The sequence below is a fragment of the Porphyromonas sp. HMSC077F02 genome (assembly GCF_001815465.1).
GTDB classification, from domain to species: domain Bacteria; phylum Bacteroidota; class Bacteroidia; order Bacteroidales; family Porphyromonadaceae; genus Porphyromonas_A; species Porphyromonas_A somerae.
Genome location: NZ_KV820675.1, coordinates 1 through 14,546, shown reverse-complemented (window position 1 = coordinate 14,546; position 14,546 = coordinate 1). Strand labels below are relative to the sequence as shown.

11 protein-coding genes and 1 pseudogene are annotated in these 14,546 nt (G+C 42.6%); 11 read left to right on the top strand and 1 reads right to left on the bottom strand.

Annotated elements, in window-relative coordinates; all coding sequences use genetic code 11:
* Positions 1 to 13: 13 nt before the first annotated feature.
* The 8 genes from HMPREF3027_RS05680 (at position 14) to HMPREF3027_RS05640 (ending at position 10,085) form a co-directional block, all read left to right on the top strand.
* On the top strand, positions 14 to 3,118 hold the full coding sequence (locus HMPREF3027_RS05680; RefSeq protein ID WP_070707584.1) for an efflux RND transporter permease subunit: 3,105 nt from the start codon (positions 14 to 16) through the stop codon (positions 3,116 to 3,118).
* 149 nt (positions 3,119 to 3,267) lie between these two features.
* Complete coding sequence (locus HMPREF3027_RS09875; RefSeq protein WP_070707583.1) at positions 3,268 to 4,308, top strand: YqiA/YcfP family alpha/beta fold hydrolase; 1,041 nt, start codon at positions 3,268 to 3,270, stop codon at positions 4,306 to 4,308.
* 107 nt (positions 4,309 to 4,415) lie between these two features.
* Positions 4,416 to 4,670, top strand: a complete 255-nt coding sequence (locus tag HMPREF3027_RS05670) for a type B 50S ribosomal protein L31 (protein ID WP_018028372.1) — start codon at positions 4,416 to 4,418, stop codon at positions 4,668 to 4,670.
* Between the two features lie 147 nt (positions 4,671 to 4,817).
* Positions 4,818 to 6,230: a tRNA uridine-5-carboxymethylaminomethyl(34) synthesis GTPase MnmE gene (mnmE, locus tag HMPREF3027_RS05665; protein WP_070707582.1), complete on the top strand. Its 1,413-nt coding sequence runs from the start codon at positions 4,818 to 4,820 to the stop codon at positions 6,228 to 6,230.
* A gap of 536 nt (positions 6,231 to 6,766) precedes the next feature.
* Positions 6,767 to 7,618 (top strand): ATPase domain-containing protein, encoded by an 852-nt coding sequence (locus tag HMPREF3027_RS05655; RefSeq protein ID WP_070707580.1) that lies wholly within the window; start codon positions 6,767 to 6,769, stop codon positions 7,616 to 7,618.
* Between the two features lie 2 nt (positions 7,619 to 7,620).
* On the top strand, positions 7,621 to 8,640 hold the full coding sequence (locus HMPREF3027_RS05650) for a hypothetical protein (protein WP_070707579.1): 1,020 nt from the start codon (positions 7,621 to 7,623) through the stop codon (positions 8,638 to 8,640).
* A gap of 16 nt (positions 8,641 to 8,656) precedes the next feature.
* Positions 8,657 to 9,175: a phospholipase D family protein gene (locus HMPREF3027_RS05645; RefSeq protein WP_070707578.1), complete on the top strand. Its 519-nt coding sequence runs from the start codon at positions 8,657 to 8,659 to the stop codon at positions 9,173 to 9,175.
* A 100-nt stretch (positions 9,176 to 9,275) separates the two neighbouring features.
* Positions 9,276 to 10,085 (top strand): hypothetical protein, encoded by an 810-nt coding sequence (locus tag HMPREF3027_RS05640; protein WP_070707577.1) that lies wholly within the window; start codon positions 9,276 to 9,278, stop codon positions 10,083 to 10,085.
* A gap of 708 nt (positions 10,086 to 10,793) precedes the next feature.
* On the opposite strand, the pseudogene HMPREF3027_RS05635 reads toward HMPREF3027_RS05640, so the two are convergent.
* Positions 10,794 to 11,150 (bottom strand): annotated as a pseudogene (locus tag HMPREF3027_RS05635) (hypothetical protein); the annotation flags it as partial.
* Between the two features lie 483 nt (positions 11,151 to 11,633).
* On the opposite strand from HMPREF3027_RS05635, the gene serS reads away from it, so the two are divergent.
* From serS to HMPREF3027_RS05620, 3 genes are all read left to right on the top strand, one after another.
* Positions 11,634 to 12,926 carry a serine--tRNA ligase gene (gene serS, locus HMPREF3027_RS05630; protein ID WP_070707575.1) on the top strand — a complete coding sequence of 431 codons (1,293 nt, stop codon included), beginning with the start codon at positions 11,634 to 11,636 and terminating at the stop codon, positions 12,924 to 12,926.
* 67 nt (positions 12,927 to 12,993) lie between these two features.
* A complete protein-coding gene (locus tag HMPREF3027_RS05625) occupies positions 12,994 to 13,797 on the top strand; it encodes a DUF3108 domain-containing protein (protein WP_070707678.1) in 804 nt (267 codons plus the stop codon).
* A 13-nt stretch (positions 13,798 to 13,810) separates the two neighbouring features.
* A complete protein-coding gene (locus HMPREF3027_RS05620) occupies positions 13,811 to 14,395 on the top strand; it encodes an HD domain-containing protein (RefSeq protein ID WP_070707574.1) in 585 nt (194 codons plus the stop codon).
* Positions 14,396 to 14,546: the final 151 nt, after the last annotated feature.

Below are 14,546 nucleotides of genomic sequence, written 5' to 3'. Positions count from 1 at the left end.
AACGAATAAGGCGATGAAAATAGTTGAAACTTCAATCAAACGCCCCATATACGTTACGGTTCTTTTTATATTATTGGCCGTTTTGGGATATCTGAGCTTCAAGAGCCTGAGTGCGGAGCTGATGCCTAAGTTCACCCCACCTATCCTCACGGTTCAGATCGTATACCCTGGGGCTTCTCCGAGCGAGGTTGAGCTTTCCCTCACTCAAAAATCCGAGGAGGCACTCTCCAGTATGGAGGGCATTGACCATATACAGTCTTACTCCTTTGAAGGAATGTCGATGATTATGGTCTCCTTTGAGTTTGGCACCGACATTGATAAAGCAATGACCGAAGCCCAAAATCGTCTCAATGCCAAGCGGGCAGAGCTTCCACGTGATATCCTCTCCCCACGAATCTCCAAAGTCTCCGTAGATGAAAAACCAATCCTCATCCTCTCCGCACAAGCCAACATAGGCTCTACAGAGCTATTTGACTTGGTGGACAAACGAGTACGCCCCGACCTTTCTCATATCCGAGGAGTGGCCAATGTAGATCTTGTGGGTGGTGTACAGCGCGAGATTCAGGTCAATCTCAATCAAGACCGTATGCACGACCTCGGCATCAGCCCAATGATGGTCCAAGGTGCCATACGAGGTGCCAACCTAGACTTCCCTACTGGATATCTACAGAGCCCCTCCACGCAGATGGCAGTTCGGTTATCGGGCAAGATTACTTCGGTTGATGAACTACGTAAGATAGTGATTCGCTCCGCCAATGGAGCCATGATTCGCTTGGAGGATGTGGCAGAGGTATCAGATGGCACTAAAGACCCTGTAAAAATTGGTCGTGTCAACGGACAAGAAGCTATTCTGATTAATATCCTAAAGCAGTCCGACGCCAATGCCATTGAAGTGAGTAAAGCGGTCAATAAGCAGATAGAGTGGCTTCAAAGCCAGTATGCTACCGAAGGACTCCAAATAGAGGTCGCACAGGATACCACCACCTTCACCAGCAATGCCATCAAGTCGGTACTCACCGACCTCCTTTTGGCAGTGCTTCTGGTTTCCCTTGTGATTCTATTCTTCCTACACAACGTACGGAATGCACTCATCGTGATGGTGGTAGTGCCGGTATCCCTCATCTCTTCCTTCATCGGAATGAAGCTATTTGGCTTTACCCTCAATATGATGTCGCTCCTAGCCCTCTCCCTCGTGATCGGCGTATTGGTGGATGATGCTATTGTGGTGATTGAAAACGTCTACCGACACATGGAGATGGGCAAAAATCGCTTCAAGGCCACCTTTGATGCGATGAACGAGATTGGGCTAACCGTTATTTCAGTCACCCTAGTACTGGTGGCAGTCTTTCTCCCTATCATCTTCACAAACACACTGGTTTCCGATATTCTACGACAGTTCTGTGGGGTCATCGTTATTGCGATCCTCCTCAGTCTACTAGCCGCACTTACATTAGTTCCTTTGCTTACTTCTCGCTTTGGCAATATTAAGCAACTGGATAAAGAGCAATCATTCGGACGGTTACTCAATGGTTTTGAAAATGGAATCGACAAGTTTGCTACTCACATTTCCTCTATCGCCCAGTGGGGGCTCTCGCATAGGTGGCTCCTCTTAGTAATTGTACTCTGTGTAATGGGCTCCGTGCTACTACTCTTCCCATTGGGCTTTGTGAACTTTGAGTTCCAGCCCTATATGGACCGAGGTGAGTGCATTGTGCAACTAGAGATGCCCAAGGATATCTCCATGGAAGAGTCCAACCGATTGGTTCGGAAGGCGGAAATCTGGTTTATGAAACGCCCTGAAGTGGAGAAAGTGGTGACTATGGTAGGGCAAACCAGCGACAATTCACAGAGCAATAAAGGAACTCCTTATTTGGCTGAGCTCAATGTAAAACTCAAAAAGCAGAAAGAGGGAACCAAAGCCTATATCCAGCGGATCCGAAAACCGCTATCTGACCACTTAGTGGACGCCCGAGTCAATATCTATAGCGTGAGCATGACTGGCACCGTCTCCAAGGCAGCGGTTGAGTACATTATCTCAGGATCCGACAAGGATTCGGTAGCTACCTATGCCGATAAAGCCCTTAATATAATGAGGGGCATCCCAGGTGTAGTACAGCCCACCTTGTCGGTTGAAAACGCCACACCCGAAGTGGTAGTGAAGGTACAGAGGGACAAGATGGCGGACCTCGGACTCACCCTCGACAACGTAGGTATGATGATGCAAATGTATTTCCAAGGCAATGACCAATTGAGATACACCCAAGGGGAGCAGGAGTATGCTATCAACATTCGCTCCGATAAAGCATCCCGCCAATCTATTGACGATGTCTCCAATCTGATGCTGACCAATGGTCGTGGCGACCAGATCCGGTTAGCACAGTTTGCCGATATACACCTCGGCATTGGACCCAGCCGTCTGGAGCGCTTCAATCGCAATAGCTCTGTCACGCTACGTGCTCAGGCATACGGGGTATCGCCTGGGGCCATCGCAAAGCAATTTATGAAGGCACTGGAGCAGGCGGAGATGCCTCAAGGGGTCGAGGTACAAGCTACGGGGGATATGAAGAAGATGTCGGACTCTATGAGTGTGCTCCAAACCGCCATCCTGCTTTCACTCTTGCTGATCTATTTATCACTCGTACTCCTCTACAATAACTGGACCGACCCACTCGTGGTGATGATCTCCATTCCTTTATCTGTAGTAGGTGCTTTACTTGCTCTAGCACTCAGCAATACAGCTATGAGTATCTATGCGATGCTCGGAATGGTAATGCTGATAGGATTGGTAGCCAAAAATGCAATTCTATTAGTAGACTTCGCCAATGAGGCAATGGCAGAAGGGCTAGCAGTAGATGTGGCAGTGATACAGGCTGCGAAGCTTCGTACCCGCCCAATTCTTATGACGGCACTATCCACGATTATCGGAATGCTCCCCGTAGCACTAGCTACTGGAGCAGGTGCCGAGCTACGAACTGGCATGGTCTGGGTAATCATCGGAGGAATGGCCCTCTCTACCCTTCTCACCCTCATCGTAGTACCTGCCCTTTACAAAGCGTTCCACGTTAGGCAGAAGAAACAACATGAGGTGATAGACATTGATAAGATGATGAGAGAGTAACTGATCATCTTTATTAAAAGACAAAGGTGGTAAAGGAATAGGCTCCTCTACCACCTTTGTCTTATACTTTATCAAGGCAACAGCAGAACGGTTAAGCGTTATTATCGGTATATTTGCCATTGGTATTATTAGATCCAAAGAGAGTTTATATGATTAACTACTCATTATTTATCCAGAGTGCCAGACGCTTGGCAGAGCAACTCCACAAGGGTCAGTGCGATAAGGCTAGGAAGGATTATTTTGAAGGGCACCTTCAGACGGTAGCTAGCAAGGGGGAGACTTGGCTAGAGGTAGTAGCTGGATACCTCCATGATGCGAGTGAAGATACGCCTCACTCTACTGCTGAGGTTCTTCAGAGACTTGAGGAGATTGCAGGCGAGAAACTGCCTTCTGAAGCACGGGAGACGCTTAAGACGGTGCTCGAACTGCTCAACAGCCATCGGTATGGCACCAGAGAAACCTACATCAAAGCAATCGGAGAGCACCCAGTGGCAACGGCAGTGAAACTCCACGACTTGGAGCACAATTTAGATATTTCTCGAATTCCTAACCCTACCGAAAAAGATCTCACGAAGCATCAGCAATACGAGGAGGAGTACCGTTACTTAAGTGCTCAATATAAGAAAATGAGAAAGCCGAGAATACTCTTTATCCATGGCTACAGTGGTGGGGCTTTTGGTGCCACAGCAACCGAACTTCAAAGGCAACTAGGAGAGGGGGCTACCCTTTTTGCTCCAGCCTTTAGCAATGAGTTGAGTTCCTTCGAAAATATGCTGGCAAATATCCATCAAGCACAAATGCTGGTGGATAATGAAGGAATTGACTTAGTCATCGGCTCTAGCATGGGAGGATTTACCGCTCTACGAATTAAGGGATGCCCTAGAATAGTCATCAACCCCTGCATGAAACCCTCGGAGCTATTATATTTGCCAGAATTCGGCAATGCTACTCAAACCGAGATAGATAAGTATATTCACTTGGAAGAGTCATTGGCGCCCTCGCCCTTTGAAGTAAAAAACACGTGGGCTCTTTTTGCTGAAAATGATGAGCTATTTTCCTATCGTTCCCTCTTTGACCAGTTATTCGATTCCTCGCACGCCTTCGCAGTACCAGGAGAGCATCGAAATAACCCGATCAGAATAAGAGAGAATATTATTCCGCTGATCCAAGAGATTCTCATACAAAGATAAAAAAGAGAAGTGCAAGCGTAAAATATTTGGAAATGTATGGTATTATATGTACCTTTGCAATCCAATAGAGAATATTAGTCAGAAACTAATTAAAGCATAAGATAATAATGAAGAAGGGTATTCATCCTGAGAACTATCGTAAGGTAGTATTTAAGGATATGTCAAATGACGAGACATTCATCACTCGCTCATGTGCCAATGCACGTGAAGAAATTGAGATTGACGGTGTGACTTATCCACTAATTAAAGTCGAGGTATCAAGTAGCTCACACCCATTCTATACTGGTGTAGCCACTCTTGTGGATACTGCTGGACGTGTAGATAAGTTCCGTAGCCGTTACGGTAATCGCAACAAAAAGTGATTCTACCGCCCTTCTAGTTTTTGAGGAGGGAACCGCAATAGCGGACAGATAAGAGACATTTTTGAATTCATCCTGGCGTTTTGGGGTACCTCGCGAGAGGAAAGGTGGACGCCATGGATGGATTCTTTATGCTATATGTAGAAGCCAATGGAGCACAATAACTTCGAAGATACAATCTGTGCAGTAGCCACACCACACGGCATGGGAGCACAGAGTACCATTAAGGTATCAGGGACAAAGGCGATTGAGATAGTCAATAGCCTGTTTAGGGCTACGAAAAAAGATACTTCACTACTCACCGCAGCTCCCTACTCTGCTCAGTATGGTTGGCTATACGACCCCAAGGATGGAAGTAGGATAGATGACTGTATCATCCTAGTAATGAGGGCTCCACATTCGTATACAGGCGAAGATCAAGTGGAGATAACGTATCATGGCAACCCTCTGATCTCCCAATTACTCTTGGATCTATTGATTCAAGCGGGAGCGAGGATGGCGGAGCCAGGCGAATTTACCCGTCGGGCGCTCTCCAATGGCAAGCTCGACCTTTCTCAAGCCGAAGCTGTAGCAGATGTGATTGCTAGCACCAATAGAGCAGCTCTCCGCCTTTCTATTACTCAGATGCGAGGTCTTTTTCGCAAAAAGATTGAAGAGCTAAGAGAGCCACTCATTCGTTTGGCCTCCCTCATTGAATTGGAGCTGGACTTTTCGGAGGAAGATGTTGAGTTTGTCCCGAGAGATAAACTGCTGAACCAATGCCAAGAGATCCGAAAAAGTGTCTCGTCGCTAGCCGAAAGCTACGCTACTAGTGACGTGATCAAAAATGGTATTCCCATTGCTATCGTTGGAGCTACCAACGCAGGCAAATCAACGCTTCTTAATGGGCTACTTAATGAAGAGCGTGCCATTGTCTCAAATATTCACGGCACCACAAGAGATACGATTGAGGACACTATATATATAAAAGGTCAGCAATTCAGACTGGTTGATACGGCAGGACTGCGAGAGACAACCGACACAATAGAGCAAATTGGGATTGAGAGGACACTTGAAAAGGTTGCCAATACGGAGCTAGTCCTTTGGGTGATTGATCCGACTGAGACGGCTGTAGAATGGCAAAGTGTACTAGATAGGATCGCACCCCAAACCTCTAAACAGCAAATCGTAGGCATCATCAATAAGATAGATATTGCCCCAAAGGAGCAGGTTGAGGCCTTGAAAGGATGGCTAGTAGAGCAAGAGATCAACACCACCCTACCCATCTGTGCAATGAAAAGTGAGGGCATAGAGCAGGTAAAAGGACTACTTCACCACCACTTCTCTGACCTAGCAGTGGCTGACGACCAATTAATGGCTATCAACCTACGACAATCCACAGCACTTAGGGAGGCTGCTCAGCACCTCCTCTCCGTAGAAGAGGGCATCCAAGCCCACCTCTCAGGCGAACTGATTGCCCAAGACCTACGTGCCGCCACCACCTCCCTCAGTACCGTCATCGGCGAAGTCACCACCGACACCCTCCTCTCCTCCATCTTCGCCAACTTCTGCATCGGAAAGTAGGTAGCAATTACCACCCATCACGAAACATCACTAAGGCACTCATTTTGAGTGCCTTTTATTTATCCTAAAACACTCATTCGTCATAGGTTTTGTTGAGTTTAAATCCATATTTGTACCGCTGTTGTACCGCATAACTACACCAATACTTTGTCTTCCCCAAGTGCCAGCTTCTTGTGACATAGTGAAACAGTCTCTCATTACTAGAACAATTTGGGCATCTCCCTCTTTTCTCAAAAGCTCAAAGAGACGATAAACATTGGAACATTTCACGATCATACCAACGCTTTTGACCTAAAGTCAATTATTAATATTCATGAGAGTGTCATTTGAATGAGCATCTGCCCAGAATTGGCATATGTGCTTCGTACCTTTGTGATGAAATAAAAGTGGAAATAGGCTTCCACACTTCGTGTAAGCCTAGTAGTTGGGATGGAATAGCGTGTGAGCACACAATGAAATAATTAAAGTAAAGAAATAAAGAATTGCTGTAGCCTACCGAAAAGAATCGTAGTAGAAAGAAAAAATAGTCAATGTCTATGGATAAGATAGTAAGGATGCACGACTTGACTTTTGATAAGTCACTATTTGAGACCTTTGAATCGGGAACAATAATGGATTCATTGCTGTCGTCTTACAGCGGTCTTCCAAAAGGTGTGCACTATATGATTATCGGAGATCCAGGGACTGGAAAGACTACTATTCTTCTTGATTTTCTTGCAAACGTAATGCAAAAACATAGTAAGGCAAGAATCCTTTTCATCAGTGCAGAAATGAATGAAATTGATCTTGCGATATATGTACATCGCTTTCCTAAATTTAGCTTCATCAATATCCTATTCATTGAAAGTCAGGTATTCGAAGAGAAAAGCACCCATAATTGGGCTACAATTATGGAAATTGTGCATCAGGGATGGGATATCATAGCAATCGATTCATTCTATGAGCTCCAAGGAATAATAAAAGAGGAGGAGGATATTACGATGAAGGAAGCGGAGAGTTATTTACTCTCCTTAATGAAGAAAAACAACAAGGCGATTAATTTAAGAAAGAAACATACCACATTCATCTCAATTCAGCAGGTAACCAAGAGTGGCACTTTTATTGGTTCTAATCGATTAAAACATAGTATTTCAGCAATGATGGAATTGAGACTTGATAATCCAAAAAACATCTACTCAGAGCGCTATATCGTATTTTCCAAGCATAGAAGAGGGGACGTAGGAGTAAAACTCTACTATAACCTTGCAACAACGGGGGATGTAGAATTCGATTTAGAACGCTTTGAAAATGATATAAAAATTAGGAATATGAGAAATAATTTAGCAAGAGATATCAGAAAAAGCAATATGGATTTTGATGAATTATTCAGTACAAACGTAGATTATTAATTATGGAACTAACAGACTTCAGAAAGTATCGAGACAATGCGAGTAAAATAATATCCCCTCACAAAGTGGTAAGACTGGATGAGATCAAACAAGTAGAGGGTGAGGTCTTTAACGTATCTGGGATAGACTTGGAAATGTCACCCAAGGTGATAGATAAGCTAAATGGCAGTATCGGGACGAGTAAGCGGCAATTACAGGAGGTAAGAAACTGCTCGGGGGTACAAGGAGAGACTAATTTTAGGAACTACTTAACAGTAGCTAATAGCATGACCTCGGTAAAAGAGGTGGTACTCATAGCAGACCCAGATGCTAAAGTAGTCACAAATCTCTTAATCCCCAAGCAACAATTTATCCCAGTAGACGCATTCTTTGACTTTGCAGAGCTTTTCATAGATTCTACAAACATGAGAGTAGAAAAGATAGAAAGTTCATTGCACGGGGAGATGGACATCGTAATCTATTTGCAACAACAGACCCCACAAATATCAACTATCGTAACGCGAAATGACTTTACGACAGATGGACTGTATCTTAAGTGGGATGGGGGCTCTATAGAGCTAGGTAATTATTACGTAAGATTAGTCTGCCTAAATGGTCAAACACAGCAAATCAATCAGATGAAAAGTCGGGTTTATGATTTTACATCCTCAAAGCTAACTACATTGATAAAAGTCTCCAAAAACGAAGAAATAATCCATGCTAGGCTGGAGCAATTTAAGAAAAAAGCCCGTGATGCGATTGAAACTTTTGTCTCCTTGAGAGAATTGACGAGAATATATGGTTTTCTACAGGCCTTCAATACAAGGGTACCTGAAGCCATATTGGATGAGTTGGTGCCATATAAGGAGATTGCGAATAAATTTAAAATGCGTGGTATTAATCTCAGTGGGCGCGAGCATTTAGCTATGTCTCATCTCAATTGGAGGGATTTGTATAATGACCTTACAGAATTTGCTACTCACAATGAATATATGCCTCAATTAGACAAGCACGATATCAAGAATTATATTAGTTTGACATAAGTAATAGTAAACACAGATGAATACCACCCTACCCTATATTAAGTACATAGCTGATATGGAGCATTATAATGATGTACTCTCTATGGCTTTATCTACTAAGCATGAGCTTTGGTTAGGCACATCAGATTTGAAGGATTTATACGTCCGTAGAGGGCGGGAAGTAATTCCTTTTCTAGAAGTCTTATCAATATTACTAAGGCGAAACGTAGAGGTTCGATTACTACACGCCAAGCAACCGGGAGAGATTTTTATGAAGGAGCTCCATTCATATCCGATACTAAGAAATCAACTATTGAGGATGCGATGTCCTCGAGTGCACTTTAAGATAATTATTATTGACTGGCATACAGCTTATATTGGCTCTGCTAATCTAACTGGAGCTGGCATGGGTATCAAAAGTCAATTTAGGCGAAACTTTGAGGCAGGCATTCTGACTAATGAGTCAAGCTTAGTGGACGCAGCCATTAAACATTTTGATAGTGTGTGGAGTGGTAGTCATTGCTCGCAGTGCGGGCGAAAAACGTATTGTGAATAAGAGTCCCATTGTCCCTGGAGGACCAGTCTTTTAGGTCCTTCTAGACTTATGTAAAATATGTGTATATTTGAGAACAAATTCATTTAGATATTAAACTGCCATGGAAAAGAAATCATTAACATTACAATTAGAGGAGCTCTATGATAGTAAATGGAGTGAGTTATTTGAGCATCTTGAGGGTGAGCACGTCAAGCTACAATCTCCTTTTTTATTAGGATTGAACAAGTATGACGATAAAGATTCTGTTGATGAGAGTTGGTACACCGATGCGGACTTGAAGATTATGATATTTGGGCAAGAACCTAACAAATGGGAATGGCCAAAAACTGAAATTGTGAGACCAGCAGATTTTATGGAGCAATATCAAGCGTTCTATAATGAATTCTATAGAGAGTATGATTTGGGAACTGCTTTTATGAATCAAAAATCTCGATTCTTAAGAGATGGATTTAATGGTTTCTCCAGTGTTATATCTGAATATCTCAATAAAAACATGTCTAATAAAAGGGCTGCGTTTCTCTGGAATAATATTTCTAAACTTGCAGCAGTAGGTAACGATGGGGCATCGGGAGTCGCTGTTAATAGCCTTATGCATGAGATAGAGCGAAAGTACTTCCATGTTATTCCTGACGAGATAAATATTCTGAAGCCAGATATTTTAATCTTCCTTACAGGTGTTACGGATAAGTACCAACAATATATTTCAGAGAATTTTGATATTTTAGGTGGCCCTATCCAGCTTAATGATCTTCCGACAAAAGATGTAGCTAAGCTTAATATCAAGAATATCAAATTAGCTTATCGTACTCATCACCCTGCTTCAAGGTGTGATAGCAGTGAAGCCACATGGTCATGGTATAACGCCATCATAAACGATATTAAAGATAATATGGAGAACTTATTCCGATAAGAATTGGAAGATACTTATGACTAGTCCTAAATAACCGTTACAGTTACTTAGCATTAGTCAAACGCATCTTTATCAGCATCACTTCCTGGTTTATGTTTGAATACCCAATATTTCATTTTATTCGTAATCTGCACAGTCAATTATTTGACACATAGTCATTTACAAAAATAGCTGGTCACTTGCTGGCCACTTTGCGTATAGCAATCAATGCTTGAGTAAACTTGGGCAGAGCTGTAGCTTTGTCCTCTTTGTTGAAAGTTGCAGCGAGTGCGTACGCTAGATCAAGGATTTTAGCCTGTATTCGTATTGACGTAAGGGAAATTATGACGTCTTACTTGCAATCAAATGAAATATTAGACTTGATATATTCAACCACCTCATTGATCAAAATGGCCTCTTGAGCCTCCCTCATGGCAATCCGATCTTGTCTCATTTTTTCTTCCTCTTTAAATTTCCCCTACTCGACTCCGCCTCTGCCTCCACTTCTGCCTTCTTTTGCAGATAGGCTTCAGTTAATACTATTTTCTCTTCATCGGTAAGTTGATTGTACTCCTCAACATCTTCTTCGGTTATTTCCTCTCCACAGTTATTACAGGGTAGTATCCCAAAAAGTGTGTAAGGCAGAATGCCTATTTGAACTGCTAAAGCACTTTTTTCGCTTTATTTCCTATAAATAGGACTCATAAGACAACTCCCCTAGTTTTGCAATTAGTCTATTCCATTAATGTATTTTTCTTGAAACTCTTTATAGTGATCTTTGAGCTTACAATCATCTAAATACTCACTTTGCATAGTATTGCATACATCTTCTACATATAAGACCTTGACTTGTTCTGCAAAACAAGGCAGAAGAATTTGTTTTGACCTTTTAACTTCTTCAGTTAAATCTCGACGAAAGCGAGGAAAAACAAAGTATACGAAACTATCTGGATCACTGGTCATACATACATTTCTCCACAATTGATATTTTTCAAAGAATATGTCCCTTGCATACGGCCTATATTCACCTTTTAATATTTTCTTCATCGGTTCCTTATAATACAGATTCCACCTTTCATCATTATGCTGGGATGGACTTTTAGTTCTTTTTGTGCCGCATCGACTCGGTTTTAGGAGAGGTAAAAGTTAGTTGCAACTAAGCAATCACTGAGTTGCAACTAAGCATTTGCCGAGATGCAACTAACCAATCGCTTAGTTGCATCTCAGTTAGGCGTTAGCTATAGTGCTTTATTTCAGTTGATTATAAAAAGCGTTTGAGCCCCCGCCTTAACTCACCATACCTACATCTAAATTTACAATTGATAGCCGACCAAGATAATGTTGGTATAACTTTCTGGCAATATGAGATTGTGGACCTAAAAGTCCTTGAATATTGGTGGGTACTCTCTTTACTAGGCTGAAACGGTCCCACGAAAAAACGTTGAGGCATGAAGTATAATTACATTATGATTATACCGAATATGGATATATTTGTATCTTTGTAAAAGGTAAATATGATATAGATACTACATTATAGAGGATGGTATCGTAATTTAATAGTAATAAGAAATGCTGACAATTAAATACCTTTTGGAGAATAGCGATGAAGCTATTGAGAGACTGGCGATTAAAAATGTAGATGCTCGTGAGGTGATTGAAAAGCTACGCGCTCTTGATGAAGAGCGTCGCTCCACTCAGAGCGCTTTGGATAACTCTCTTGCGGAGCAAAATAAAATCTCCAAGGAGATAGGGCTTCTGATGCGTGAGGGAAAGCGTGAAGAGGCAGAGAAAGCTAAGTCAGCTGTATCGGAGCTAAAGGAATCGTCTAAGGATTTAGAGACGAGAAAAAAGGAGCTGGAGTCTCAGATCCATCAGCTAGTTATTGAGTTACCTAATGCTCCACATCTATCCGTGCCAAAAGGACTCACTGCAGAGGATAATAAAGTTGAGCGAACTGGTGGCGATATTAGACCGTTCCCAGAGGGGCTTGAGGTACTTCCTCATTGGGAGCTAGCAAAGAAATATGACCTTATTGACTTTGAACTAGGAGTTAAGATCACAGGAGCTGGATTTCCTGTGTACAAAGGATACGGTGCCCGTTTGCAACGCGCTCTTATCAACTTTTTCTTAGATAATGCTCGAGAGGCAGGCTACCTAGAGGTGCAGCCCCCTTATGTGGTGAATGAGGATTCAGGATACGGAACAGGTCAGCTACCAGATAAGGAAGGTCAGATGTATCATTGCGATATAGACAATTTATATCTAATCCCTACAGCGGAAGTCCCTGTAACTAATATCTTCCGTGACGTGATTGTTGAGGCTAAGGATTTTCCTATTAAGGTGACAGCATATTCTGCTTGTTTCCGCAGAGAGGCTGGAAGCTATGGGAAGGATGTGAGGGGTCTTAATCGTCTTCATCAGTTCGATAAGGTTGAGATCGTGCGCATCGATCACCCTGAGCACTCTTATGAGTCTCTCAAAGAGATGATCGCTTATGTTGAGAGTTTGGTGCAGAAGCTTGAATTGCCTTATCGCATTCTTCGACTATGTGGTGGAGATATCAGCTTTACATCTGCGCTAACATTTGATTTCGAGGTATTCTCGGAAGCACAGAAGAGATGGCTTGAGGTAAGCTCTGTTTCCAATTTTGAGAGCTTCCAAGCAAATAGATTGAAGTGCAGATTTAAGAATGAAGAGGGTAAGACTGAACTATGTCACACGCTGAATGGTAGTGCGCTAGCTCTACCACGTATAGTAGCAGCTCTTCTAGAGAATAATCAGACTGCTGAAGGCATCGTAATACCTAAAGCACTACGCCCTTATACTGGGTTTGACATCATTCCTCTACCAGAGAGTCGTTAAACGAAGTTTATTGCTCGCTGTCTTATAATTGATATAGATTGATAGGGAGCATTAAATGATTATTGGCATGAAGATTAAAGTATTTACAAGGGGAGTTGTCGTTTTATTTATGAGCCTGCTCTCATGGGGAGCATGGGCACAAACAAGTAGACTACCTAAGTCTGCAATCTTCACTAATGGAGAAGAGTTGCAGTATAGTATCAACTTTCAGTGGGGATTGATTAAGGGGAAACTCGCTGAAGCATCTATTACAAATAGGCAAGCGCGAGACGGTCAGTACTTTAGCCAGTTATTGATGCGCACCACTAGCCTTGCAGATACTTTCTACCCAATGCGCGATACTCTGGAGACCCTCTATAGTGCACAAAAGCTTCCTCTTAGATTCGAGAAGCGTGTCAATGAGAATGGATATATCGCTAATGATATCTCGACTTATAACTACTCCCCATCAACCATCAGTGTAAAGAATATGCGAAATGCTAATGGGGAAATCAAAGTGGATACCACTATGATATTTAAGAAGTCGGAGGTGGAGGTGGTAGACTTGCTATCGACTTTGGCACTATTGCGTACTTTTGATTATGTAAATACTACCAAGGCATCGCCTATCAAAGCGACTGTATCACTCGGAAGAGACAAGGTAAATATAGAGTACCAAGTACTTGGAACAGAGACCATTTCTATGCCGGATGGAACAAGGCGGCAGGCAATGAAGGTAGGAATAAGGGTGGATGATAAGACGTTTAAGAAAGGCAAAAACGCAATCATTGTGTGGCTAACAAGGGATCGAGATCAGGTGCCTGTTAGGATTAAAGCCGAACTGAAAATAGGCTCGGCAAACCTACAATTAACATCCTACAAACGGAGCTAGATCTCTTGGTTCTATGGCAACAAAAGGAAAGGAATTAAGATCCCCTAAGGGAGGTCTTGATGTATATGCTATATTAGAAAAGTATTATCAGAAACACTCGCAAGCCTATCAAATCCTCACCATTCATAGCGAATGTGTAGCTAAAAAAGCATTGGAGATTGCGAAGAGAAGAAAAGAGTGGAAGCTGGACAAGTCTTTGATATACGAGGGAGCGATGCTACACGATATAGGTATATTTAGATGCGATGCACCTAGTATTGGGTGTGTGGGTGAGGAGCCCTATATTAAGCATGGAGTTATCGGTAGTGAGCTACTTATGTCTGAAGGACTACCTATGCATGCTTTGATCTGTGAACGGCATACTGGTGTGGGGATAACGTTGGAAATGATTATCCAAAGAAATCTCCCTTTGCCTCACCGAGAGATGGTGCCTATATCTCTTGAAGAGCAGATTATCTGTTTCGCAGACTGTTTCTTTTCAAAAAGTGGAGATCCCACTAAAGAAAAAAGTGTGGAACAGATTGTCAAAGGTATGAGCAAGCATGGGGCTGAGCAAGTCTTGAAGTTTCAAACTTGGTGTAAATTGTTTTTAGACTAAGCAATGTCACATAAAATAGAGGGTGCATAAATTTTATGCACCCTCTATTTCTGTACAAAGTTATTCAAGTGTTGCTAACTATTCAGCTCCTTAATCAGTTTACCGACACTCTCCTTTGCATCGCCTAGCATCATGGTCACCTTCTCCTTAT